The organism is Allobranchiibius sp. GilTou73 (genome assembly GCF_021391335.1).
Taxonomy (GTDB): domain Bacteria; phylum Actinomycetota; class Actinomycetes; order Actinomycetales; family Dermatophilaceae; genus Allobranchiibius; species Allobranchiibius huperziae.
In genome coordinates this window covers 3,455,653-3,479,966 of the sequence record NZ_CP090051.1, presented here as the reverse complement: position 1 = coordinate 3,479,966, position 24,314 = coordinate 3,455,653, and the positions used below count along the sequence as shown (strand labels likewise).

The following is a 24,314-nucleotide window of genomic DNA, read 5'->3' as shown; positions in this document are numbered from 1 at the left end:
CCTCGGGGCCCGCCGCTGCTGGATAGAATCCAGCAGGTGACCGCCCCCTGCAGGAGCACCCCGTCCTCGTCGTCGACTTCGGCGCGCAGTACGCCCAACTCATCGCCCGCCGCGTGCGCGAGGCCTCGCTCTACAGCGAGGTGGTTCCGCACACCACCCCGGTGCAGGAGATCCTCGACCGCGAGCCCGCCGCCATCGTGCTCTCCGGCGGCCCGTCCTCGGTCTACGCCGACGACGCCCCCGGCCTGGACCCGGCCCTGCTCGAGGCGGGCGTGCCGGTCTTCGGCATCTGCTACGGCTTCCAGGCGATGGTCAAGAGCCTCGGTGGCAACGTCGAGCACACCGGCCTGCGCGAGTACGGCGCCACGATGGCGCAGATCGTGGACACCGACTCCACCCTCTTCAACGGTCAGCCCGACGAGCAGTCCGTCTGGATGAGCCACGGCGACGCGGCCTCCGAGGCGCCCCCCGGTCTGCGGGTCACCGCCACGACGCCGGGTGCGTCGGTCGCGGCGATCGAGGACGACGAGCGTCAGTTGTACGGCGTGCAGTGGCACCCCGAGGTCATGCACTCCACCTTCGGCCAGCGGGTGCTGGAGAACTTCCTGGTCCGCGGGGCGAGGCTGTCGCCGGACTGGACGCCCGAGGCGATGGCCGACCAGCTGGTCGAGCAGGTGCGCGAGCAGGTCGGCTCCGCACGGGCCATCTGCGGGCTGTCCGGCGGCGTCGACTCCTCGGTGGCGGCAGCACTCGTCCAGCGAGCCATCGGCGATCAGCTCACCTGTGTTTTCGTCGACCACGGGCTGTTGCGCGAGGGCGAGGCCGAGCAGGTCGAGAAGGACTTCGTCGACGCGACCGGCGTCGACCTGGTCGTCGTCGACGCGACCGACCAGTTCCTGAACGCCCTTGCGGGAGTGACCGACCCGGAGGAGAAGCGCAAGATCATCGGCCGGGAGTTCATCCGCTCGTTCGAGAAGGCCGCCCGCGACATCGTCGGCTCCCAGCAGGACGACGAGCACCCGGTGAAGTTCCTGGTGCAGGGCACGCTCTACCCGGACGTGGTGGAGTCCGGCGGCGGCACCGGAGCGGCCAACATCAAGTCCCACCACAACGTCGGCGGTCTGCCCGACGACCTGCAGTTCTCCCTCATCGAGCCGCTGCGCACCCTGTTCAAGGACGAGGTGCGCCAAGTCGGGCTGGAGCTCGGGGTGCCCGAGGGCATCGTGTGGCGCCAGCCGTTCCCCGGCCCCGGCCTCGGCATCCGGATCATCGGCGAGGTGACCCGCGACAACCTGGCGATCCTGCGCCGCGCCGACGCCATCGTCCGTGAGGAACTCACCGCTGCGGGCCTGGACCGGGACATCTGGCAGTGCCCGGTGGTGCTGCTCGCGAATGTCCGCTCGGTCGGCGTTCAGGGTGACGGCCGCACGTACGGTCACCCGATCGTGCTGCGTCCGGTGTCCTCGGAGGACGCCATGACCGCGGACTGGACCCGCCTGCCGTACGACGTGCTGGCCAGGATCTCCGGCCGCATCACCAATGAGGTGAGCGAGGTCAACCGGGTCACCCTCGACGTGACCAGCAAGCCGCCGGGCACCATCGAGTGGGAGTGATCCGCCCGGTCCGACCTGCGGTGACCGGCCGCTAGAGTCGGTCGGTCGCATAGATCGTCTATCGAGGAGACGGTGGTGGACCTGCACGATCGCGTCGCCCTGGTGACCGGCAGTTCGTCGGGCCTCGGCACCGCGCTCGCGCACCGTCTCGCCGCACGGGGCGCCGTCCCGATCGTCCACGGACGCGACGGCGGGCGGACCGCAGCCGTCGCAGGCGATCTCGGTGCGGTATCCGTCGTGGGCGACCTCGCGGAGCGCGCCCCCCGCGAACGGGTCGTCGCCGAGGCGCTCGCCGCGCACGGCCGGATCGACCTGCTCGTGGCGAACGCGGGCATCGGGTGGGCCGGGGCCCTGGCCGCGATGCCGGAAGAGACGGTCGATGCCCTCGTCGCCACCAATCTGACCGGCACAATGCAGCTGGCCCGGTCGGTGCTGCCGGGCATGCTCGAGCGCGGCACGGGCGGCTTGTGCTTCGTCACCAGCATCGCCGGTCGGGTCGGCGTGGCCGGTGAGTCCGTCTACGCCGCGACGAAATCCGGCGTGGACGCGTTCGCCGAATCCCTGCGTCTGGAGATACGCGGCACCGGGATCGGCGTCACCGTGGCGGTGCCGGGCGTCGTCGAGACGCCCTTCTTCGAGCGTCGCGGCGCCGCGTACGACCGCAGCAGCCCGCGTCCGCTGCCGGCCGACGTCGTCGCGGCCCGCATCGTGCGCGCCATCGAACGCGACGCCGGTGAGGTCTGGACGCCCCGCTGGCTGCGGTCCGCCGCGGTCGTACGCGCGGTGGCGCCCTCGGCGTACGGCGGCCTGGCCGCGCGATTCGGTCGCCCGGTCCGACCCGGGCGGGCGACGGAGCGCACGCCATGATGCTGCTGGTGATCGCGCTCGCCCTCGCGGCCGCGTTCACGTTCGCCCTGTCGGCCATGATCGAGCAGCAGGAGGCCCACGCCCAGCGGGCCACCGGGCAGCACGAGATCGCGACGGTCCGGGGTTTCGCCGGGTTCATCCGTCATCTGCTCACCCGTCGGCGCTGGCTCTTCGGGTGGCTCATCAACATGTCCGGTTTCGGGATCCAGGCGGCCGCCCTGCAGCTGGGCACCGTCGCCATCGTGCAGCCCATCATGACGATGCAGATCTTCTTCGCGCTGCTCCTGTCCACCGGGGGCTCGCGCGACCAGCCGAGGCGGCGCGATTTCGCGTTCGGGCTCTCGATCTGCGCCGGTCTGGTCGTGCTGCTCACCGTCGGGCGCGCCGCGCCGCTGCGCGGATCGCCCGACCGCGACCGTGTCGCGCTGATCCTGGTCCTCATCGCGGCCACGGTCGTCCTCCTGGTGGTGGTGGCCCGTCGCACCGGCGGGATGCTCGCGAGCTTCCTGCTCGCGACCGGCGCGGGGATGTGTTTCGCGGCATCGGCCGTGCTGATGAAGCTCACCAGCGCGTCCCTGTTCGGTCCCGGTGTCCTCGCGACGGCGAAGGACTGGCCGGGCTACACCCTCGCGCTGTCGACGCTCGGCGGCCTGCTGCTGGAGCAGGCGGCGTTCTCGCAGGGTTCGCTGCCCTGGCCGTTCGCGGCGATGAGCATCACCAACCCGATCGTCAGTTATTGCGCCGGAATCTTCGGATTCCACGTCGAAGTGCCGCATTCACCCCCGGATCTTCTCGCGGTGGCGCTCACCGGTGCGCTTCTCATCATCGGCATCACCGGGCTGTCGCACTCTCCGCTGGTACGACACGCCGACTCCTCAGCCCATCCCAAGGAATCGATGTCACCATCATGAGATGACGGATGCGCCGAGCGCGATTCCAGCCGCCCCCGAGAGCGGCCGCCTGGTGATCGACCGAGCACTCGTGCGCTCGTCGGTACGCCGCGGCGCTCGTCTCATCACCGAGACCGTCCTGGTCCCGTCACTGCTGCTCTACGTCAGCATCTTCACGATCGGCCAGGTGGGAGGCCTGATCGCCGTCCTCGTGTGGTGCGCGCTCACCCTCGCCATCCGGTGGCGCCAGGGGCACCACGTCCCACGCACCCTGCTGCTCGCCGTCGCGATGCTGGTGGGCCGCACGAGCATCGCGCTCGCCCTGTCCAGCGTCTACGTCTTCCTGTTGCAGCCGATCGCCGGATCCGCCCTGATGGCGACGATCTTCCTGGTCAGCGCCGCCGTCGGCCGACCGATCACCCTGCACCTCGCGCGCGATTTCATCACCCTGCCTCAGTTCTTCCTCGACGACCGCCGGGCCCGCCGGATGTTCACCCAGGTCTGCGTCATCTGGGGCGTCTCGCGCCTGATCGACGTCGCGATGAGCGTCGGCGCGCTGCACCTCGGCATGAGCACCGGGGTGCTCTCGCGCGGCCTGCTCAGCACCTCGCTGACCGTGCTGTCGGTCGTGATCTGCACCGCCTGGGGCTGGAGCCGGATCGCCCGGATGCCGAATTTCAGCATCGCCACCGCCTGAGCGATCCGGGTGGCCGGCACGCGGCGATGTGCTAGGACGAATCCGTGAGCGTCCGCACCACGTCGCACTCGCCGAGACCGCCCGCCTGGCGTGAACTGGTCATCGGTCTGGCTCTTTTCGCCGTCTATCTGGGCGTGGATCATCTCGGTGGCGTCGGCCGTCGCGCTGCGGCGGAGCGTCACGCGCGTGGCCTCATCGACCTCGAGCGGTGGCTGCACCTGGACGTCGAGCGGAGCTGGAACGCCTGGCTCGCCTCGCGGCACACGTTGATGGTCGCGGCGAACTACGAGTACGCGACGACCTACATCCTGAGCGCCGCCCTGTTGCTGCTGCTGACCTATTGGCGGATGCCCGGCGTCTACCGCATGGCACGCGACTCCTTCGTCGTACTCAACCTGCTCGCCTTCACCTGCTTCGCCCTCCTTCCGGTCATGCCGCCGCGTCTCCTGTCGGGCACCGGGTACGTCGACACCGTCACGACCGGGTCGACGATCGGCTCCTGGGGGTCGCCCCTGGTCGCCGACGCCAACCAGCTGGCCGCCGTGCCGTCACTGCACATCGCGTGGGCCCTGTGGGTGAGCGTCATGCTCGCCCGGATCTCCCAACGGCGCTGGCTGCAGGCGTTGAGCGCCGTGCACGTGGCGCTCACCTTCGTCGTGGTGGTGGCGACGGCCAACCACTTCGTCCTCGATGCCGTCCCCGCGGCGATCTTCGTGCTGGCGTCGGTCTTCGTCGTCGAGCGCTGGCAGACCCGCTCCGAGCGTGGCCTGCTCGCGACCTCGGACGAGTTCTTCCTGGACGTCGAGCACGACGGGAATGCCCAGAACGTCGGCGGCTACGTGCTGCTCGGCGGTCCCGGCGCGACACCCCCGACCGTGGAGCAGGTTCGTGAGCTCATCCGCTCCGAGCTGGGTTCGTTCCCGCGCTTCACCTCCCGGCTCGCACCAGGTCGCGGGGCGGCCCGCTGGGAGCCGGCCGGCGAGCCGGACTGGTCCAGCCACGTGACCGGACAGTCACTGCCCCCGGGCACCGGGCTCGACGGGATGGATCAGGTGGTGGCGCGGTTCTGCGCGCAGGAGCTGCCACGTGACCGCCCGCTCTGGCGGGCGGTGCTCGTCGACGGGCTGCCGGGGGACCGGTCCGCCTTCGTGATCGTCATGCACCACTGCATGGCCGACGGCATCGGCGCGGTGGTGCAGCTGCTCGGGCTGCTGCGCCCGCGGTTCGAACTGCCCATCCCCGCGGCGAACGCGCCGTCCGCGACCCGCCGCGCCGGCGGCGTGGTCGTGGGCCTGGGGCAGCTGGCCACCGACGGACGACCGTCCGCACTGCTGTCGACCGGCTCGAGCCGCCGCAGCTACAGCTCGATGCAGCTGCCGCTGGAGCAGATCCGCTCGATGGCCCGCGCCCACGACGCCCGGGTCACCGAAGTGCTGCTCGCACTGGTCGGTGCGGTGACGGCCGCGGCGTACCCCGATCTGGCCCGGACCTGCGAGGGGCGGCTGCGCGTGTCGGTGCCGATGATGCTGCGGGCGCCGGGCAGCGGTGCCGACGGGAATGTCACGGCCGCCGTCATCGTGGACGTGCCGCTGCGGGATCAGCCCCTGGCCGATCAGTTGCGCACCCTGCGGACCTCGGCCGCCGCCCTGCGCTCGCCGGCCAGGGCTTTGGCGTCGCGGTGGGTCATGGCGACGGCCCTGCGCTGCGTGCCACGACCGGTGCGGCGCAGCTTCGCCCGGTCGGTCTACGGGCGGCGCTACTTCCACGCGATCGTCTCCAACATGCCGGGGCCGGACCGCGATTTCACGCTCAGGGGAGCGCCTGTGACACGGGTGATGCCACTGCTGCCGCCCGCACCGGGGGCACCCCTGGCGGTGGGTGCACTGAGCTGGGGCGGTCTGCTCGACGTCAGCATCGTGACCGACGCCGCGACGTTGGACGCCGTCCTCCTGCGCGAGGCGCTCGATGAGCGATTCGCCGCTGCCGCCTCAGTCGACGTCGAGGACGGGTTCGCCCCAGATGAGCGCCAGATAGAGCCGGGCCCGCTCGGCCGGTGAGTCCAGCGCGGGGCCGAACGCCTCGCGCAGCTGCTCGACGCGGTAGCGCACCGTCTGGGGGTGGATGTGCAGCTCCTCGGCGATCTCCACACGGGAGCCCATGTGCCGGAGCCACGAGGTGAGTGTCTCGATCAACCTCTCGCGCGTCGCCTGCGGCAGGTCGTCCAGCGGTGCCAGCACCTGCGACCGGAGCGCTGCCACGCGCTGCGGCCGTTGGTGCACGATGAGGGTGTCGAGATGATCGCCGACGAATGCGACCGACTCGGTGATGAGCCCGGATCGCTGCAGTGACAACGCACTTCGTGCGAGGTTGAGGCTGGTGCGGGCCTGGTCGATCGGCATCGGCGGGCCGACCATCGCTCCCTCGGACGCCAGCGCGCGGATCAGGCGCTCGCGGGTGCCCCGTGCCCATGGCGCGATCAGGCCGACGACCCCGTCGACCCGGACGAAGAGCCACTCCGGGTCGGTCTGCACCGACTGCAGCGGAGTCTCGTCCTTGTCGAGGCGCAGGATGACGAAGACCACCTCGTCCGGCAGACGCCAGAGCGCCCGGTCCGCGGCACGCCGCAGCGCGATGAGGTCGGTGAAGGGCGACATGATCTGACCGGTCAGCTCGGCGCGCGCCCGCTGGGCCGCCATCCCCGAGTCGGACTGTTCGCTGACGAAGCCCTGCGACGTGCAGGCCGACAGATCGTGCACGATCGTGAAGAGTGTCTGGGCCAGGCGGGCGATGTCGGTCGGGCCGATACCGGCCGTGATCGCCGCCTGCGAGATGAACTCCCAGGACACCCTGGCGCCGCTCTGGTACGCCGTGAGCAGGCTCGTCAGGTCCTGCCCATGCAGGTAGTGCACGCGGCCGATCTGCTCGAACACGTTCGCGATCGCGGGGTCGAGGGTGTCGCCGTGACCGGGTCTCCCGCTCCGGTCGCTGACCGTGGCGAGCAGTTGCGGGATCACGACGTCGGACGCCAAGGCGAGCTGATCGCGATGCTCGTCCATGTACGCCGTGTAGGAGGGCCACATGGTGGCGAGCTCGTCGCCGACCACGCGCAGCAGGTCAGGGAAGGTCTGCGTCAGTGACTCCCGCAGCACCTCGACGGGTGAATCCGGTTGCGATGGAAGTACTTCCGCATTCGATTGTTGCGCCATCCCGCAGATCCCCGCTTCCTGATCGATTTGTCATTGAATGACAAACGTCGGCCCAGAAACTCACTCATTCGGGTCGAGACCGACGGTGACGAGTGGACCCAGACTACGAGTCATGACGGTCGCGCAGCCCTCGAACGACACGACGTCGCGCCTGCCGATGTACGACGCACGGGACCGCAGCGAGAACTTTCCGGTGGCTCTGCGCGTGCTTCCGGCGGCGATCCGGGACCATCTGCGCCGGGTCTACTCCGTGGCACGGCACATCGACGAGCTGGGCGACTCGGGCACCGGCGACCGCACGGCCGCCCTCAGGGCCTACCGCTCCCAGGTGCACGCGCTCTGGGCCGGTGAGCGGCTGAGTGAGCCGACCCTGATGCGATTGGCGCCCACGGTGACGGCATGCGGACTGTCCGAGAAGCCCTTCCAGGACCTGGTGGCGGCCAATCTGCAGGACCAGTCCGTGACCGAGTACGCAGATTTTGCCGCCCTTCTCGAATACTGCGCGCTGTCGGCCGACCCCGTCGGCCGCCTGGTGCTGGAGATCTTCGCCAGGTCCTCGCCGGAGCGGATCGCCCTGTCGGACCGGATCTGCTCCGCATTGCAGCTGTTGGAGCACTGCCAGGACGTCGTCGAGGACTCGCGGGCCGGGCGGGTCTATCTGCCGCAGGACGACCTGGGTCGTGCCGGGTTGTCGACCGCGACGTTGCTCGACCCCGGTCGTCGAGAGGACCTCTGCGCCGTGGTCTCGCTGCAGGTGCTGCGGGCGCGGCAGCTGCTGGATGCGGGACCACCGCTGCTGCGCCGCCTGGACGGCTGGGCGAAGGTCTCGGTCGCAGGCTTCGTCGCCGGTGGCCTGGCCACCGCGGACGCGATCGAGCGCGCGCGGGGTGACGTCGTCACCGCCGTCCCGCGACCACGACGGGTCGACGTGCTCCGTCACATCGCCGCACTGCTGCTGCGCTCCGGAGGTGCTCGATGACGACGGCCACCCTTCCCGATGCCTTCGCCGCGTGCGAGACCATCACCCGGGACGAGGCACGCAACTTTTACTACGGCATCCGTCTGCTTCCCCCACAGAAGCGCGCCGCGCTGTGCTCCCTCTACGCCCTGGCCCGCCGCATCGACGACATCGGCGACGAGGATCGGCCGCGCGAGGACAAGATCCGCGCCCTGGCCGCCCTACGGCAGGACCTGCAACGGATCGACGCTTCCACCGACCCCGTCCTGCTCGCCGTGGCCGCGACCGCACGCGACTTCCCGGTGCCGCTGGAGGCGTTCCTGGAGCTGATCGACGGCGTCGAGATGGACCTGGCCGACGTGACGTACGAGACCTTCGAGGACCTCACCGTCTACTGCCGTCGGGTGGCCGGGTCCATCGGCCGGTTGTGCCTGTCCGTCTTCGGCGCCGGCACCGACCCGAGAGCGCCGATGTACGCCGACCAGCTGGGTATTGCCCTGCAGCAGACCAACATCCTGCGCGACATCCGCGAGGACCTGCTCATCGGCCGCGTCTACCTGCCCCAGCAGGAGCTCAAGGAGCACGGCATTACCCTCGAACTCGATGCACAGGGCTCGCTCTGCGATCCCGAGGCGAGGCTCGCCGCCTACATCGGTTTCGCGGCTGCCCGGGCCGAGAACTGGTACGCGCTGGGTGGCCGGCTGCTGCCCGAGCTGGACTCCCGCAGCAGCGCCTGCTGTGCCGCCATGTCGGGCATCTACCACCGGCTGCTGACCCGGATCCGTAAGAACCCCAGTGATGTCTATGGCTCGCGCCTGTCCCTTCCCGGGTGGGAGAAGGGTGCCGTCGCGGTCTCCGCCCTCGCTCGCGGAGGGCTGAGATGACGCGGGCGGCCGTGATCGGAGGCGGCCTCGCCGGAATCACTGCCGCGATCGGACTCGCCGACGCCGGGTGCGACGTGACACTCCTGGAGCGGCAGGCGCACCTGGGCGGCCTGACCCACAGCTTCGAGCGCGACGGCATGTGGGTGGACAACGGGCAGCACGTCTTCCTGCGCTGCTGCACCGCCTATCGCAGTCTGTTGCAGCGCCTCGGTGTCGCACACCTGGTAACGATGCAGGACCGCCTGGACATCCCGATGCGCAGCGGGCGGCGCGCCACGACGGGCCATCTGCGCCGCAGCGGCCTGCCCGCCCCGATGCACCTGGCCGGGTCACTCGCCCGCCATCCGTGGTTGCCGGTGCCGGACCGGGTCCGCGCCGGCCGGATCGCTCTGGCGCTGGCCGCGGTCGACACCGCGTCGGCTGCCAGCGATGAGACCACCTTCGGCGACTGGCTGGACGCACACCACTGTTCGAGGCGGCTGCGCGAGAACCTGTGGGACGTCGTCGGACTCGCGACTCTCAACGTGCATGCCGACGAGTGCTCGCTCGCTCTCGCCGCGACCGTCTTCCAGCTCGGCCTGCTCACCGACCGAACGGCAGGTGACATCGGCTGGTCAGACGTCCCATTGTCACAGCTGCACGGCGACGCTGCCGTGCGCGCGTTGGGTGCGGCGGGCGCCGAGGTGCGGGTGCGTGCCAAGGTCGAACGCGTGACGCCCGCGTCGGGCCGGTGGGTCGTGCGCGCCGACGGCGTCGACACGGAGTACGACCAGGCCGTGCTGGCCGTGCCCCCGGACGTCACCGAGCGGCTCGCGCCCTGGGCCGACCTGGGCGTCGGCCCGGGGTACGCCGCACGTCTCGGCAGCTCTCCGATCGTCAACCTGCACGTGCTGCTCGACCGGGTCGTCCTCGACACGCCGTTCGTGGTCGCGCTCGACAGCCCGCTGCAGTGGGTCTTCGATCGCACCGGCCAGTCCGGTGTGCGACGCGGGCAGTACCTCGCGGTCTCGCTGTCCGGCGCCGACGAGGACCTGCCTCGCACCGCCGCGCAGCTCCGCGAGATCTACCTGCCGGAGCTGCGGAGGCTTCTCCCCATGATGGATTCGGCGCAGGTGCTGGACTTCTTCGTCACCCGTGAGCCGCGGGCGACGTTCCGCGCGACGCCCGGCACCGCGGCGTACCGGCCGACGCAACGGACCGGACATGTCGGGCTCGCCGTCGCCGGTGCGTGGACCGCGACCGGCTGGCCCGCGACGATGGAGGGCGCGGTACGCAGCGGTAGGGACGCTGCGGCCGCGCTGCTGCAGGAGACCCGGAAATCCCCACGGGACGAGGTGGCGGCGTGATGAACGACATCGGGCGCGCACCCGCGCAGACCCTGGACGAGACCCGTTCGTTGGTGCTGCCCGCGCTGCACAAGGCGGTCGACCGGCTCGACGATCTGGAGCGCCTCACGACCTCCTACCACCTGGGCTGGGTGGACGCCGGCGGCGACCCGGTCTCCGGAGCGGGAGGCAAGGCGGTCCGCCCCGCCCTGGCGGTCCTCGGCGCCCGCGCCGTCGGCGCGGAGCCGGCCGTCGCCGTCCCGGGCGCCGTCGCGGTCGAGCTGGTGCACAACTTCTCGCTCGTGCACGACGACATCATGGATCGCGACCGTACGCGCCGGCACCGACCGACCGTGTGGTCCGTGTGGGACGAGGCGACCGCGATCCTCACCGGGGACGCGATGCTGTCCCTCGCACACGAGGTGCTGCTGGAGGAGGGTGGCCTCCAGGCCGCCGCGGCCTCGTGGCACCTGGCACGGTGCACCCGTGCACTGATCAACGGTCAGGTGCTCGACATGACCTTCGAGCAGCGTGCCGAGGTGAGCCTGCACGAATGCCGCCGGATGGCGCAGGGCAAGACCGCCGCGCTCATCGCCACCAGCACGGTCATCGGTGCGGTGCTCGCCGGTGGCGACGCCGACGCGCTGGACGCGCTCACCACGTACGGCCTGCGGATCGGCCTGGCCTTCCAGCTGGTCGACGACCTGCTCGGCGTGTGGGGTGATCCGCAGGTCACGGGCAAGTCCAACTTCTCGGACCTGCAGGCCAAGAAGAAGACCCTCCCGGTCTGCTGGGCGCTCGGCCAGGACGGCGCCCGGGCCGCCCGGTTGAGGACCTGGTTCACCGACGGGCCCACCGATCCGGCCGCCCTCGCACGGGCCGCCGGACTGCTGGAGGAGGCCGGCGCACGCGACTGGGCGGAAGGTGAGGCGCGCCGCCTGGTGGCGAGTGCGCAGGCAGCCCTGCGCGGCGCGGCGCTGACACCGTCCGCCACGGCCGACCTGCACGCCATGGCCGACTTCATCGCCGGCAGGAAGGCCTGAACCGATGACCCCCGTGCTCGCGTCCGGCTCCGTGGCAGGTGACGTCGACGCCACCTCGGACCCGCGGTCGGCCGCGCGCGCCGCTCTGGACGCGGCGATCGCCCATCTGAGCAGCCTTCAGCACGAACAGGGTTGGTGGAAGGGCGATCTGGCGACCAACGTCACCATGGACGCCGAGGACATGATGTTGCGCGAATTCCTCGGGATCGCGACGGCCGAGACCCGCGACCAGAGCGCACGGTGGATCCGGTCCCAGCAGCGCGAGGACGGCACCTGGGCGACCTTCTTCGGAGGGCCCGGTGATCTCGACACCACCGTCGAGGCATGGGTCGCCCTGCGGATCGCGGGCGACCAGGCGACCGCCCCGCACATGCTGCGCGCACAGCAGTTCGTCCGCGCCCAGGGCGGCGTCGAGCGCTCCCGGGTCTTCACCCGCATCTGGCTCGCCCTCTTCGGGCTGTGGGACTGGCGCGACCTGCCGAACCTGCCTCCGGAGCTCATCCACCTGCCCCGGTGGTTCCCGCTGAACGTCTACGACTGGGGTTGCTGGGCCCGACAGACGATCGTGCCGCTCACCGTCGTCTGCACGCTGCGGCCGCGGCGCCCGCTGCCCTTCGCCATCGACGAGCTCCGCACCGGTGCGGAGCCGGAGGCGTTCGCCCCGTGGAGCACCGTCGGGGGCGCGTTCCAACGCGCCGACGTCCTCCTGCACGCGTACGCCAAGCGGCCGCTGCGGCAGCTGCGCACCGGGGCGATGCGCAGGGCGGCGGAGTGGATCATCGCGCGTCAGGAGGCCGACGGGGGATGGGGCGGCATCCAGCCGCCGTGGGTCTACTCGATCCTCGCGCTGCATCTGCTCGGCTACCCGCTGGAGCATCCCGTGCTGCGGGCCGCGGTCGACGGGCTGGAGGGCTTCGTCATCACGGAGGACACCGACGAGGGACCGATCCGCCGGGTCGAGGCGTGCCAGTCGCCGGTCTGGGACACCGCCCTCGCGGTCAACGCGCTACTGGACTCCGGTATCAGCGGCGACGACGCGCGGGTCCGACGTGCCGCGGACTGGCTGGCCCGTGAGCAGATCACCGGCGACGGTGACTGGCAGATACGCCGGCCCGGGATCCCGTCCGGCGGTTGGGCTTTCGAGTTCGCCAACGACGTCTACCCGGATGTCGACGACGGCGCCGAGGTGGTGATGGCGCTGCGCCGGGTCGGCAGCAACCGGCCCACCCTGCTGCGCCGCGGGGTGGACAGGGGTATCGCGTGGACGGCCGGTATGCAGTCGAAGGATGGCGGCTGGGGCGCCTTCGACGCCGACAACACCCGCACGCTGGCCACCCACCTGCCGTTCTGCGACTTCGGTGCCGTGATCGACCCACCGTCGGCGGACGTGACGGCCCACGTGGTGGAGATGCTCGCCGTGGAGGGACGCGCCCGGGGGGAGCGCTGCCTCCGCGGCGTGGCCTGGTTGCTGGAGCATCAGGAGCCCGACGGTTCGTGGTTCGGGCGCTGGGGTGCGAACCACGTGTACGGCACGGGCGCCGTCGTACCGGCATTGGTCGCCGCAGGTATCCCCGCCGACCACAACGCCATTCGCGCGAGTGTGCGCTGGCTGGGGGAGCACCAGAACGCCGACGGCGGGTGGGGCGAGGACCTGCGGTCCTACCGCGATCCGGACTGGATCGGGCGCGGTGCCTCCACCGCCTCCCAGACCGCGTGGGCGCTGATGGCGCTGGTCGCCGCCGGTAAGGCGGACGACGGTGGGGGTGTGGTCGAGCGCGGCATCGCCTACCTGGCCGGCACCCAACGCGCCGACGGCACCTGGGACGAAGACCTGTACACCGGCACCGGTTTCCCGGGCGACTTCTACATCAACTACGGGCTCTACCGGCTCATCTTCCCGATCTGGGCCCTGGGTCGGTACGTCGGGGGTGGGCCGGCATGACGGCCGGCATCGCCACCGCGTTGCGGATCGAACGGGTCGCCCTGGGCGCCCGGGTCGGACGGCCGATTCACGTCGCGGGTCGCGGGCCCCGGGTCGCGCCGACGTCGCCCGACGGCCCGACACTCCTCGCCGGGGTGGCCGGCGGTCTCGTCCCCGGTGTCCGCGCCGGTCACGTCGTGGTGGCCGACCGGGTGCTGCTCGACGGCGACGGATACGACTGTCCCGCAGCCCCTCTGGTGGCCGGTGCGCTGCGCCGACGGGGGCTCACCGTGCACGTCGGGCCCATCGCCTCCGTCGATCACGTCGTCGACGGACCCGACCGCGCCGCGCTCGCCGCGCGCACCGGCGCCCTGGCCGTCGACACGGAGTCCGGTTACCTCGCGCGGCAGCTCGGCGCGCGCCCCCTGACGGTGGTGCGCGCGATCGTCGACGGGACCGAGCAGCCGCTTCGCCACCCGGGCACGGCACTGCGAGGCGTCGCCGCGCTGCGGGCCCTGCGCGAGGCCGCGCCGGTGCTGCGCGAGTGGTACGACGCCACCCTCGACCGCGACGTCCTGCTCGCCGGGCCGCGGTCGTTCTGCGCCGGTGTGGAGCGGGCGATCGAGATCGTCGACCGGGCTCTGCAGTCCCACGGTGCGCCGGTCTACGTGCGCCGGCAGATCGTGCACAACGCCCACGTGGTCCACGATCTGCAGCGCAAGGGCGCGATCTTCGTGCAGGAGGTCGAGGAGATACCGCGCGGCGCGGTGACCGTGCTGGCCGCCCATGGGGTGGCGCCGTCCGTGCGGCAGCAGGCCCGCGAGCGCGACCTCGTGGTGATCGACGCGACCTGCCCCCTGGTGGCCAAGGTGCACACGGAGGTACGCCGTTTCGCCGCTCCCGGCAGCACCGTCTTCCTGATCGGGCACGCCGATCACGAGGAGGTCGTCGGGACCCGCGGGGAAGCGCCTGAGAACGTCGTCGTCGTCGACAACCCCGACGAGGCCGCCCGGGTGCAGGCGCCCCGACCCGACCGGGTCTCGTACGTCATGCAGACCACGCTGGCCGTCGAGGAGGCGCAGGAGTCGGCGCGGGTGCTGCGCGACCGCTTCCCCGCGCTGCGGGCGCCGGCCCGGGACGACATCTGTTACGCGACCAGCAACCGTCAGCAGGCGGTGCGGGCCGTCGCCGCCGACACCGAGCTGGTGCTGGTGGTCGGCTCGCTGAACTCCTCCAACTCCCGCCGGCTCGTGGAGGTCGCCGAGGCGGCGGGCACGCCCGCGCATTTGGTCGAGGACGCCACCGAGGTCGATCTGGCCTGGCTGCGCGGCGCTCGCCGGGTCGGCATCACGGCCGGCGCCTCCGCGCCTCCGTCGCTGGTCGATGAGTTGGTGCACGCATTGTCCGGGCTGGGCGCGGTCGAGGCGGCGGAGTCCTCCGTCGTCGACGAGCACGTGCAGTTCACCCTTCCACGAGAGGTCAGCTGATGCCTTCCATGCCCCTGCGCCAGTCGCTACGTCTCGGGCGCTACCTCGCCGAGCAGAAGCTGCGCGGACGAGAGAAGTTCCCGCTGCTCGTCGAGCTCGAACCGCTCTTCGCCTGCAACCTCAAGTGCACCGGCTGCGGCAAGATCCAGGAGCCGGCCGCGCTGCTCAAACAGCGGATGCCGGTCGAGCAGGCCGTCGCCGCGATCGAGGAGAGCGGTGCCCCGATGGTCTCCATCGCCGGGGGAGAGCCACTCATGCACCCGCAGATCCACGAGATCGTCCAGCAGCTGCTGGACCGCAAGAAGATCGTCTTCCTGTGCACCAATGCGCTGCTGATGGCCCGGCACATCGACAAGTTCACCCCGCACCCGGACTTCTCGTGGATGGTGCACGTCGACGGCATGAAGGAGCGGCACGACGCGTCGGTCAGCAAGGAGGGCGGCTTCGAGGCGGCCATCGACGCCATCAAGCTCGTGCAGTCGCGCGGCTTCCGCGTGATGACCAACACCACCGTGTTCAACAGCGACTCGCCGCAGGACGTCATCGACGTCCTGGACTACCTCAACGACGAGATCAAGGTCGACAACATGCAGGTCGCCCCGGGGTACGCCTACTGGAAAGCACCCGACCAGGAAGGCTTCCTCGGCGTGGAGGAGACCCGGGCGCTGTTCACCGAGGCGTTCGGCGAGGGACGCCGCAAGAAGTGGCGGCTCAACCACTCCCCGCTCTTCCTGGACTTCCTGGAGGGCAAGGTCGACTTCGAGTGCACGCCCTGGGCGATCCCCTCCTACTCCCTCAAGGGATGGCAGCGGCCGTGCTACCTGCTCGACGACGGCTACGTCTCGACGTACAAGGAACTGATCGAGGACACCGACTGGGAGGCGTTCGGCCGCGGTAAGGACGAGCGGTGCGCGAACTGCATGGCGCACTGCGGTTACGAGCCGACGGCGGTCGTCGCGACGATGGGTTCGCTGCGTCAGACACTGCGCGCCGCGGTGGCGTGATGCCCGCGCGTCGCACCGGACTGCTGGACCGGATCACCTCGCCGGCCGACGTGCGGGCGCTCGACGCGCGATCACTTCCCGGCCTCGCCGCCGAGGTACGCGAGCGGCTGGTCGACGTGGTCACCCGCACGGGAGGGCATCTCGGTCCCAATCTCGGCGTCGTCGAGGTCACCATCGCCCTGCACCGGGCGTTCGACTCGCCGCGGGAGCCGATCGTCTGGGACACCGGGCACCAGGCCTACGTGCACAAGATGCTGACCGGGCGGGCCGTCGATCTGGAGTCCTTGCGGGTCGCCGACGGCCTGAGCGGATACCCGTCCCGCCGCGAGAGCGAACACGACATCGTCGAGAACTCCCACGCCTCCACCTCGCTGTCGTACGCCGACGGCCTGGCCAAGGCGCACGAGCTCACCGGCTGCCGACGCTGGGTCGTGGCGGTGATCGGCGACGGCGCGATGACCGGCGGGATGGCCTGGGAGGCCCTGAACAACATCGGCGGGTCCGGCCGCAACGTGCTGGTCGTGCTCAACGACAACGGCCGGTCCTACGAGCCGACGGTCGGCGCGCTCGCCCGCCACCTGGCGGCGCTGCGGGACGGTTCGGCGGGGTCCAATCTCTTCGAGACTCTGGGACTGCGCTACACCGGCCCGGTGGACGGTCACGACATCACGGCGCTCGAGCGGAGCCTGCGGGCCGTACGCCGCCGTCCCGGCCCCACCGTGCTGCACGTCGTGACCCGCAAGGGCGCCGGCTACGACGCGGCCGAGCAGGACGAGGCGGACTGCCTGCACACGGTGTCGCCGGCCCCACCGCCGGCGCTGACGGCGACCGTGCGGCCGCGTGGAACCCGTTGGACCGATGCGTTCGCCACAGAGCTCGTCGCCATCGGCGAGGACCGGGCAGACGTCGTCGCGGTGACCGCGGCCATGCGTCGCCCGACCGGTCTGCTGCCGTTCGGCACCCGCTTCCCGCACCGCACCTTCGACGTCGGCATCGCCGAGCAGCACGCGGTCACCTCGGCCGCCGGTCTCGCGACGGGCGGACTGCACCCCGTGGTCGCCATCTACTCCACCTTCCTCAACCGGGCGTTCGACCAGGTCCTCATGGACGTCGCCCTGCATCGGCTGCCGGTGACCTTCGTGCTGGACCGGGCGGGCATCACCGGGCCGGACGGCGCCTCGCACCACGGCATCTGGGACGTGTCGATGATGGGTCTCGTGCCGGGCATCCGGGTCGCGGCGCCCCGTGACGCCCTGCGGTTGCGCGACCTGTTGCGCGAGGCGGTCGCCGAAGACGGCGGCCCGAGCGTGGTGCGGTTCCCCAAGGGTGAGGCGCCCGCGCCGGTGGGTGCGATCTGCCGGTTCGGCCCGGTCGACGTGCTGCGCCGTCGCGCCGGGGACGGCGACGTCCTGCTCGTCAGCACCGGGCCCCTGGCGGCCGTCGCCCTGGATGCCGCCGACCGGCTGGAGGCGACGGGCGTCGCGGTCACGGTCGTCGACCCGCGGTGGGTCCATCCGCTCGCCCCCGAACTCGTCACGATGGCTGCTGAGCACCGGCTGGTGGTGACCCTGGAGGACAACGCGGCCCCGGCCGGTCCGGGCTCCGCACTGCGCGACCGGTTGCAACAGATGGGCTGCAGCACCAAGGTGCTCACGGTCGGACACGAGGCCCGGTTCATCGGCGTCGGAGAGCGCGAGGACCTGCTCCGTGAGCGGGGCATCGACGTCGCGCACGTCGTCCGGCTGGTGCAGTCCTCCTGCTGGCCCGGCCTGCGGTCGGACGCGGTCCGCCTGCGCGCCCTGCAGGCGTGACCATCTGGTGGCATCACAGGTGCCGGCCAGGCGCGGTCGGCATACTGAATGGATGAGCGCATCCACCATGCGCCCTACGGGGCAGCAGACGCCGCCCCGACCTCGCACGTCGCCCTGGCGTCCCGCCGCTGCGATGGTGGGCGTCGCGGTCGTCGCGATCGTCGTGCTGGTGATGCTGCTGGTGCGCAACCGCACGGGCGCTAAATTCGACTACAAGATGGAGTTCGCCCTCGGCGGACCGCCGTGGCTCTTCTACAACATCGAGGACCGGCTGCAGCAGGTCTCCGTCACGAGCGTCGCCCTCGCGGGCATCCTGGTCGCGGCCGTGGCGTTGAGCCGACGCAGGATCGGGCTCGCCGTCGGCGCGATCGTGCTCATCGGCGGTGCGACCGTGACGACCCAGCTGCTCAAGGCGCACGTCATCCACGAGCTGCCCGGCGACGTCGCCAACAGCATGCCGAGCGGTCATGCCACCGTGGGCATCTCCATCTCGCTGGCCGTGCTCATGGTGTTGCCGGTCGCGTGGCAGTGGTGCGTCCTGCCGGTGTGCGCGGCCGCGGGATTCTTCTTCGGGGCGGGCACGGTGGTCGGCCACTGGCACCACCCCGGTGACGTGCTCGCCGCGCTCGCCGTCTGCCTGGCCTGGGCGGGCGTGGCGCTCGCTGTGGCGCACACCGTCGACCACGGTCGGCTGGGGCGCGCACCGCGTACGCCGAGCCGTCCGGTCCGCTCAATAGGGCCCGGTCTGGCCATCTGGTTGGTGATCGGCGGGATCGCGCTGGTCAGTTGCCTCTTCCTGGCATGGGGCGCTCAACCGACGGTGCACGGGCTGCGTGACCTCGTGCTGGGCATGACCGCGGTGGCTCTGGTCGCCGCGGGGACCGTGGTGGTCTACGGCTGGTTCTCCCAGGTCGCCCGGCGCTACCTGGTGTGAGGCGTCACCGCAGCTGATCGGGCAGGGCATCGCGCTCGTCGGCGACGTCCTGCGGCGGGTCGACCTTCGGCATCGACCACCACGCCGCCCAGCCGATGGCCCCCAGCGGCACCTCCAGCAGGTGGGAGAAGATCGCGAAGACCAGCACCCCTGCGGCCGCGGCCGGCTTGTCGGCGCCCCACGCGACCAGCACCGCGAGTGTCCCGGCCTCGCTGATGCCGAGGCCCCCCGGGGTGACACCGACCGCGGTGAGCAGCCGGCCGAGCGCGTACGCCGCGAACAGGTCGGCAACCGGCAGGTCGACCCCGACCGCGGACATGGTGCGCCAGAAGAGCACGAAGTAGATGCCCAGGAAGGCGACCACGCCGAACGTCATCGGGAACCAGCCGGTCGTGGTGACCACGGCGAGCCGCGTGCGCTGATCACCGAGCAGAGCGGTCAGGTTCGGGCGCACGCCGCGCTGCTCACCACGACGCAGGCGGGCGATGCGGGCTGCCGCGTGCGCGTCGAGGAACCGGCCGAGGCGCAGGGTGAGGACGGGACTGATGAGCACCACGATGAAGCCGAGCAGCAGCACGAGCCCGATGACCCCGCCGTACAACGCGGCGGTGCGCACCGGTCCGGGCAGCGCGTTCTGCGACGTGGAGACCACCGCGAGACCGATGAGCGGCATGGCGAGCCGGGCGAGCACGTTCCAGACCGCGCTGACGATGATCGAGGTGGAGATGTTGCGGCGGGTGAAGCCCCAGCTGCGCGCGATGAAGTACGTCGCGGCCATCCCGACCGCTCCGCCACCCGGAAGCAGGTTGGACACCGACGACCCGCAGACGTTGATGATCAATGCCTTGGGATGGCTGAGGCCGGGCAGCGAGCCGGTGAGGGTGAAGGTGTAACACCAGAGGCCGAGCACCACGAGGCCGAAGAGCTCCAGCGCGCCGAGGGCACCCAGGTGCGACAGGTGGATCCCGATCTGATGCCAGCCCGTCTGCGCGACCAGCGGCAGCCCGAAGCCGAGCAGCAGCCCGGCCATCGTCATCCCGAGGACGCCGTTCAGCACCTGGTTCCGGGTGACCGTCGGGCGATGGGAATCGGGAGTCGTGCTCACCGGGGCAGCCCCTCGAAGATGTCGTGGGAGACCTGCCCGTGTCCGCCTCGTCGCGCCGGGTCGACGTACCACTCCCAGCCGAAGACCAGGTCGTAGAGCGGGCGGGGGATGCGCAGGAAGAGCCCGAGCGTGCGGTCGCCGTCGTCCGCGGTCGCCTGCGAGGCGTGGGCCCGCATCGATGCGCGCTTCGCGGCGATCTCGCGGTGCACGCGGATCCGGTGGGTGATCGCGGAGCGGGGGAGTAGGCCCGCTCGTACGAGGCGATGTCGAAGTCCGCGGGGAAGCGGTGCAGGCGCGACACCAGGCGGATACCGAGGACGAGCAGGTCGCGTGGCACGGTGGCCTGCAGAACCCGTGCGGTGTGGGCCATCTCGGCTGCGCGTGCGCCCACGTGGTGCACCTGGACGTGGTCGCGGTGGCCGTAGCCGCCGGCGGCGTCGTAGGTCAGGAGCACGTCCGCGTGCTCCTCGCGCAGGATGTCCGCCAGCCTGCCCGCGGCCTCCTCGACGTCGGCCCGCGCGAACCGTGTGGCACCAGGCAGATCGTCGTACAGCAGCGGCCCGCTGCCGGAGTCGGCGTACCCGAGGTGCACGGTCCGCGCCACACCGAGCGCCCGCGCCGACTCCTGCAACTCCCGCATCCGGACGCCGCCGAGCTGTCTCCCGTCAGAGCGGTAGGACGAGGCGGCGAGCCCCAGGTCGCCGTCGGTGGCCACGACGAGGACGACGCGGTGACCCGCGGCCGCCGCCTTCGCCATCGTCCCCGAGGTCAGCAGCGCCTCGTCGTCCGGATGGGCGTGGAAGACCACGAGAGTGTGCGACATCGCCGACCATCCTGTCGCATGCGGTTCCGTGCGGCCTGCAGGCGGCCCGGGAGGAAGCTGCGCCTCAGGTGATGTGGGCGTGTCCGCCGCGGGTGGCTGCTGGTTCACGGCCGGGTCGGGTGGGCATGAGTCCTGGGGTGAGGTTCCAGGTGACGCCGGTGGGTGTGGCGGTGGCGATGAGCAGATCGCGGTGCACGATGGTGTGGTGGCGGGCGCAGAGCAGTGCTGCGTTGGTGAGTCTCGTTTCGCCGCCGGCCCACCAGGGCCTCACATGATGTGCATCGCACCAGTCCGGTGGTCGGTCGCAACCGGGAAAGGTGCAGTGCTGATCCCGATGGATGATCGCCGTTCTGAGCCCACCGGTGAAGAGGCGTTTGGCCCGTCCGACGTCCAAGGGTTCGGACTCACCACCCAGAACGACTGGAATCAGGTCGGCGTCGCAGGCGAGTCGGCGCAGAGTGCCGGCGTCGAGGTGCTCGCCGTCGGTGGTGCGTCCGATGCCTGGCAGGTACGTCGATGCGAATCCGCAGCCTGCTGAACTGTGTTCGCTGAGCTGGCCCGCCTCGCGAAGACCCTCGTAGAGGGTGTTGTAATCGAGCGTGACCAGGATCTTGGCGGTCCCGCCGAACTCTCCGACCGGCCGCGGGGCGGTGCCGTCGAGCACCCCGGCCGCGGTGTCGACCAGGCGCACCAGGGCGTCCGCGCGTCGTTTGGCCGGGGTGCGAATGTCTCGTCCACCGTTGTCGGCCTCAGTTTCCGCGGGCGCGGGTGCGGACAAGGCACGCAGGGCGTGCTTGACCATCGCGGCGTGACCGCTCGAGAGTTCGGCCACGAACCGGGTCAACCCAGACGGTAGGTCGGCCCAGAACACCGACTCGCAGTCCTGCTGGCGCTCTTCGTCTCGCACGAGCCTCTCGGGGGCGTATTGGCCGAGGATGCGGGTGCTGAGCTCCCGCAGAGTCCGCCAGCCGTGATCGGACAGGGAGAGGTAGCGACCCAGCAGGTCATCGCGGTCCGCGGTCGGGAGTTGGGGGAGGATTCTGGGCACTTCCCGCAACGCGGCCGCGGCGACCGGCACACTCGCAGACCCATCGGCCAGGGCATCGGCGACGACCCGGTTGCGGGGGTCGGCGCAGTCCACCCCGACGACGCCGACCCGGCGCCCCACGACGGGGTCGACACCCGCGGCCTGCCGGGCGACCCAGGCGGGGGCGCCGGTGGCGGTGGAGTTGGCGACGGTCCCACGACCGAGGGCGTCGGCGGTGGCCAGCGCGGCGACGTTCTCCGCACGAGCCGTGATCCGCAGCATCCCCCCGACTACCTCACCCAGGGCTGCTTCGTCCAACTGCCACAACGCCTCGGGCCACTGCTCCAGATCGGCGGTGAACTCCTTCAAACGGGTCATCAGCCGGGCACCAGTTCCCGGAGGCGCAGGCATTCGCGTGTCGCTGGTCGACTGCGCCATGGCCCCTCCTCGAGTGCTGATGTTCAGGTCGTCCGTATCTCTCAATCATACACGTGTTCGATACCATTAGCAAGTTTAGATTTGGCGAATTACTCTGTCAATGTTGACTATTCGAGCCTCGGTTATCCACATCCCCCTCCGCTTGCGGTGCGGATTCCAGGTTCATCCACACCCGCAGCAAACCGGTTGAAACACGCCTGGGCGATTGGTATCAGCCGGGCAGTTGACGGGCGCATGGGATCGTGGGCGGCGTGAAGGTGGCTCTCCTGTCGGACTGTTATCTGCCCCGGCTCGGAGGGATCGAGGTGCAGGTGCATGATCTGGCACGTCATCTGCAGGCGGCCGGCCATGAGGTGGAGGTCTTCACCGCGACCATCGGTCCCGCGCACCTGCGCATCGGTACCGACCGGCTGGACGGGATCCCCGTGCACCGGCTCGCGATCACGCTGCCGAAGGACTTCCCGATCAACCCCTTCGCGCCGCGCACCCTGCGGCACATGCTGCAGGCGGGCCGTTTCGATGTCGGACATGCGCACATGGGCGTCGTCAGTCCGTTCGCGATGGATTGCGTGCGGGTGACGCAGGGTCTCGGACTGCCGACCGCGGTCACCTGGCACTCGGTGCACGGCCGCTCCGCGGACTGGATCGGGCTCACCGGGTACGTCCGTCGGTGGGGCGCGCGAGGCGCGGCGCTTTCTGCAGTGTCCACCGTCGCGGCGGCGCCGATTCAGCGGATGGCGGGTCCGGGGTACCCGGTGCACCTGTTGCCCAACGGTATCGAGGGATCCGACTGGGCGCCCGGCACTCGTGAGGACGACGGGGTGATCCGAATGATCTCGGCCATGCGCCTGTCACGTCGTAAGCGACCGCTGGCCCTGCTGGAACTGGTGGACGAGGTACGCCGGCGGGTGCCGGAGCGCGACGTACGCCTGGAGATCCTGGGCGACGGCGAGCTGCGGCCCCGGTTGGAGCGGCGGGCCGCCGAACTCGATGCGGGGGAGTGGTTCAACGCTCCGGGTCGGATGACTCGCGAGCAGCTGCGCGAGCGATACCTCGCCTCGGACGTCTACATCTCGCCAGCCACCTTCGAGGCGTTCGGGATCGCCGCCCTGGAGGCGCGTACGACGGGGCTGCCGGTCGTGGCACCGCGTCGCAGTGGGGTCTCGACGTTCATCGCACACGGCGTCAACGGGTTGCTCGCGGGCGACGACCTGGGGATGGTCGAGGCGCTGGTCCGCCTGGCGAGTGACGACCGGCTGCGGCGACGGATCACCGAGCACAACACGGCGCAGCAGCCGCTCGAGTCCTGGCCGTCGGTGGTCGAACTGGTCACCGCGGAGTACCGACGAGCACAACGGCTGGAGCGCCGGCGCCGCGATCTGCAGATCGCCACCCGCTGACCGCCGAAGACGGCATCGACGTATCCAGGTCTCGTTTGCGCATCGCTCACAACCGATCGTCACTGTCGCCGGACAGCGCACCCGACCCGAAGCTCTATACCGACTGTTCGTCAGCCGCGAACCCCGGCCAGCCGCCCACGCCCTCACCGGTGACCACCGCACTGGGCGTCACCGGCTGACCTACTCGCGGCCCTGCCAGGTGGTGAGGCACGCGCGGTTGCCCTGCGGGTCGGCGAGCACCCAGAACGCCGGCGCCGCGGTGTCGTCGACCAGCTCGCCCCCCGCCTCGATGGCGGCGGCGATCCGGTCGTGCACCACCTCAGGGGGGATGCGGAGGTCGAGGTGCCAGCGCTGGCGCGGCACGTCGTGGGCTTCGGTGGGCTGGAACCAGATCGACGCGCGACGCCCGGTGGCGTCGTGCAGCTGGATCTCGCCCCAGGCCTGCACCGTGTCGTAGTCGAGCAGGGCCGCCCAGAACGGCCTGATCTCGGCCTCGTCGGCCGAATCCAGGGCGAGTTCGAGCACGCTGGTGCGCTCCGGGTGCGGGGTGGCTCCCGCGGCCCGGGCCGATTCGCTGATTGCCCGGGCCACTGCCACATCGCGCGAGGTCACCCCGTCGACGTCGTGACTGATGAGCCGGACGTCGAGCCGGCCGTAGGCCAGGTCGAGGTCTGGATGGTGGTCCATCTCCTCGGCGACCCGTCCGATGGCGTCCACGAGCCCGACCGCGGTGACGAAGTCGCCCGTGTCGAAGCTGGCATGCAGCCGGTCGATCAGCATCCGCCAGTCGGGCAGGCCTTCACGCTCCACCTCCCCTTCCGTCAGCGTGTGCTTCGGGTCGGGCTGGGTCTCGGTGTTGTCGTTCACTGAAGTCACCTTCT

At 70.9% G+C, this 24,314-nt stretch carries 20 protein-coding genes and 1 pseudogene; 15 read left to right on the top strand and 6 right to left on the bottom strand.

Annotated elements, in window-relative coordinates:
* Positions 1 to 47 precede the first annotated feature (47 nt).
* From guaA to LVQ62_RS17105, 5 genes are all read left to right on the top strand, one after another.
* On the top strand, positions 48 to 1,613 hold the full coding sequence (gene guaA, locus LVQ62_RS17125; protein ID WP_233767923.1) for a glutamine-hydrolyzing GMP synthase: 1,566 nt from the start codon (positions 48 to 50) through the stop codon (positions 1,611 to 1,613).
* A 75-nt stretch (positions 1,614 to 1,688) separates the two neighbouring features.
* Positions 1,689 to 2,480, top strand: a complete 792-nt coding sequence (locus LVQ62_RS17120; protein WP_208053794.1) for an SDR family oxidoreductase — start codon at positions 1,689 to 1,691, stop codon at positions 2,478 to 2,480.
* Positions 2,477 to 3,391, top strand: coding sequence for a DMT family transporter (locus tag LVQ62_RS17115; RefSeq protein WP_208053795.1), 915 nt, complete (start codon positions 2,477 to 2,479; stop codon positions 3,389 to 3,391). The genes LVQ62_RS17120 and LVQ62_RS17115 overlap by 4 nt, the downstream gene beginning before the upstream one ends.
* 1 nt (position 3,392) lies before the next feature.
* Positions 3,393 to 4,067 (top strand): hypothetical protein, encoded by a 675-nt coding sequence (locus LVQ62_RS17110; protein WP_179479243.1) that lies wholly within the window; start codon positions 3,393 to 3,395, stop codon positions 4,065 to 4,067.
* A gap of 44 nt (positions 4,068 to 4,111) precedes the next feature.
* On the top strand, positions 4,112 to 6,124 hold the full coding sequence (locus LVQ62_RS17105; protein WP_233763370.1) for a phosphatase PAP2 family protein: 2,013 nt from the start codon (positions 4,112 to 4,114) through the stop codon (positions 6,122 to 6,124).
* Here the strand turns inward: LVQ62_RS17105 and LVQ62_RS17100 are convergent.
* Positions 6,056 to 7,273, bottom strand: coding sequence for a CdaR family transcriptional regulator (locus LVQ62_RS17100; protein ID WP_233763368.1), 1,218 nt, complete (start codon positions 7,271 to 7,273; stop codon positions 6,056 to 6,058). The two genes, LVQ62_RS17105 and LVQ62_RS17100, sit on opposite strands and share 69 nt — an antisense overlap.
* A 112-nt stretch (positions 7,274 to 7,385) precedes the next feature.
* On the opposite strand from LVQ62_RS17100, the gene hpnC reads away from it, so the two are divergent.
* Genes hpnC through LVQ62_RS17055 form a run of 9 tightly spaced genes read left to right on the top strand, consistent with a single transcriptional unit; the run spans position 7,386 to position 18,640 of the window.
* Positions 7,386 to 8,252 carry a squalene synthase HpnC gene (gene hpnC, locus LVQ62_RS17095; RefSeq protein ID WP_233763367.1) on the top strand — a complete coding sequence of 289 codons (867 nt, stop codon included), beginning with the start codon at positions 7,386 to 7,388 and terminating at the stop codon, positions 8,250 to 8,252.
* On the top strand, positions 8,249 to 9,115 hold the full coding sequence (hpnD, locus tag LVQ62_RS17090; protein WP_233763366.1) for a presqualene diphosphate synthase HpnD: 867 nt from the start codon (positions 8,249 to 8,251) through the stop codon (positions 9,113 to 9,115). The genes hpnC and hpnD overlap by 4 nt, the downstream gene beginning before the upstream one ends.
* A complete protein-coding gene (gene hpnE, locus LVQ62_RS17085) occupies positions 9,112 to 10,461 on the top strand; it encodes a hydroxysqualene dehydroxylase HpnE (protein WP_233763365.1) in 1,350 nt (449 codons plus the stop codon). Before hpnD ends, hpnE begins: the two co-directional genes overlap by 4 nt.
* A complete protein-coding gene (locus LVQ62_RS17080; protein WP_233767921.1) occupies positions 10,461 to 11,483 on the top strand; it encodes a polyprenyl synthetase family protein in 1,023 nt (340 codons plus the stop codon). The genes hpnE and LVQ62_RS17080 overlap by 1 nt, the downstream gene beginning before the upstream one ends.
* Positions 11,484 to 11,487: 4 nt before the next feature.
* Positions 11,488 to 13,425, top strand: coding sequence for a squalene--hopene cyclase (gene shc, locus LVQ62_RS17075; protein ID WP_233763364.1), 1,938 nt, complete (start codon positions 11,488 to 11,490; stop codon positions 13,423 to 13,425).
* The gene (ispH, locus tag LVQ62_RS17070) at positions 13,422 to 14,891 is read left to right on the top strand and encodes a 4-hydroxy-3-methylbut-2-enyl diphosphate reductase (RefSeq protein WP_233763363.1); all 1,470 of its coding nucleotides are present in this window, start codon (positions 13,422 to 13,424) and stop codon (positions 14,889 to 14,891) included. Before shc ends, ispH begins: the two co-directional genes overlap by 4 nt.
* Complete coding sequence (gene hpnH / locus LVQ62_RS17065; RefSeq protein ID WP_233763362.1) at positions 14,891 to 15,895, top strand: adenosyl-hopene transferase HpnH; 1,005 nt, start codon at positions 14,891 to 14,893, stop codon at positions 15,893 to 15,895. The genes ispH and hpnH overlap by 1 nt, the downstream gene beginning before the upstream one ends.
* Complete coding sequence (locus LVQ62_RS17060; RefSeq protein ID WP_233763361.1) at positions 15,895 to 17,706, top strand: 1-deoxy-D-xylulose-5-phosphate synthase; 1,812 nt, start codon at positions 15,895 to 15,897, stop codon at positions 17,704 to 17,706. The genes hpnH and LVQ62_RS17060 overlap by 1 nt, the downstream gene beginning before the upstream one ends.
* A 52-nt stretch (positions 17,707 to 17,758) precedes the next feature.
* Positions 17,759 to 18,640: a phosphatase PAP2 family protein gene (locus LVQ62_RS17055; protein WP_233763359.1), complete on the top strand. Its 882-nt coding sequence runs from the start codon at positions 17,759 to 17,761 to the stop codon at positions 18,638 to 18,640.
* 4 nt (positions 18,641 to 18,644) lie between these two features.
* Here the strand turns inward: LVQ62_RS17055 and LVQ62_RS17050 are convergent, their stop codons facing one another.
* From LVQ62_RS17050 to LVQ62_RS17040, 4 genes and pseudogenes are all read right to left on the bottom strand, one after another.
* Entirely contained in the window at positions 18,645 to 19,745 is a 1,101-nt protein-coding gene (locus LVQ62_RS17050) for a lysylphosphatidylglycerol synthase transmembrane domain-containing protein (protein ID WP_233763357.1), read from the bottom strand.
* Positions 19,742 to 19,954 carry a hypothetical protein gene (locus LVQ62_RS17965; protein WP_370639646.1) on the bottom strand — a complete coding sequence of 71 codons (213 nt, stop codon included), beginning with the start codon at positions 19,952 to 19,954 and terminating at the stop codon, positions 19,742 to 19,744. The genes LVQ62_RS17050 and LVQ62_RS17965 overlap by 4 nt, the downstream gene beginning before the upstream one ends.
* A 227-nt stretch (positions 19,955 to 20,181) precedes the next feature.
* Positions 20,182 to 20,502 (bottom strand): annotated as a pseudogene (locus tag LVQ62_RS17960) (PIG-L deacetylase family protein); the annotation flags it as partial.
* Between the two features lie 130 nt (positions 20,503 to 20,632).
* Entirely contained in the window at positions 20,633 to 22,033 is a 1,401-nt protein-coding gene (locus LVQ62_RS17040; protein WP_233763355.1) for an HNH endonuclease signature motif containing protein, read from the bottom strand.
* A gap of 251 nt (positions 22,034 to 22,284) precedes the next feature.
* Between LVQ62_RS17040 and LVQ62_RS17035 the strand changes: the two genes are divergently transcribed.
* On the top strand, positions 22,285 to 23,433 hold the full coding sequence (locus LVQ62_RS17035; protein ID WP_233763354.1) for a glycosyltransferase family 4 protein: 1,149 nt from the start codon (positions 22,285 to 22,287) through the stop codon (positions 23,431 to 23,433).
* A gap of 180 nt (positions 23,434 to 23,613) precedes the next feature.
* On the opposite strand, the gene LVQ62_RS17030 is transcribed toward LVQ62_RS17035, so the two are convergent.
* Positions 23,614 to 24,300 (bottom strand): 4a-hydroxytetrahydrobiopterin dehydratase, encoded by a 687-nt coding sequence (locus LVQ62_RS17030; protein ID WP_233763353.1) that lies wholly within the window; start codon positions 24,298 to 24,300, stop codon positions 23,614 to 23,616.
* Between the last annotated feature and the right edge of the window lie 14 nt (positions 24,301 to 24,314).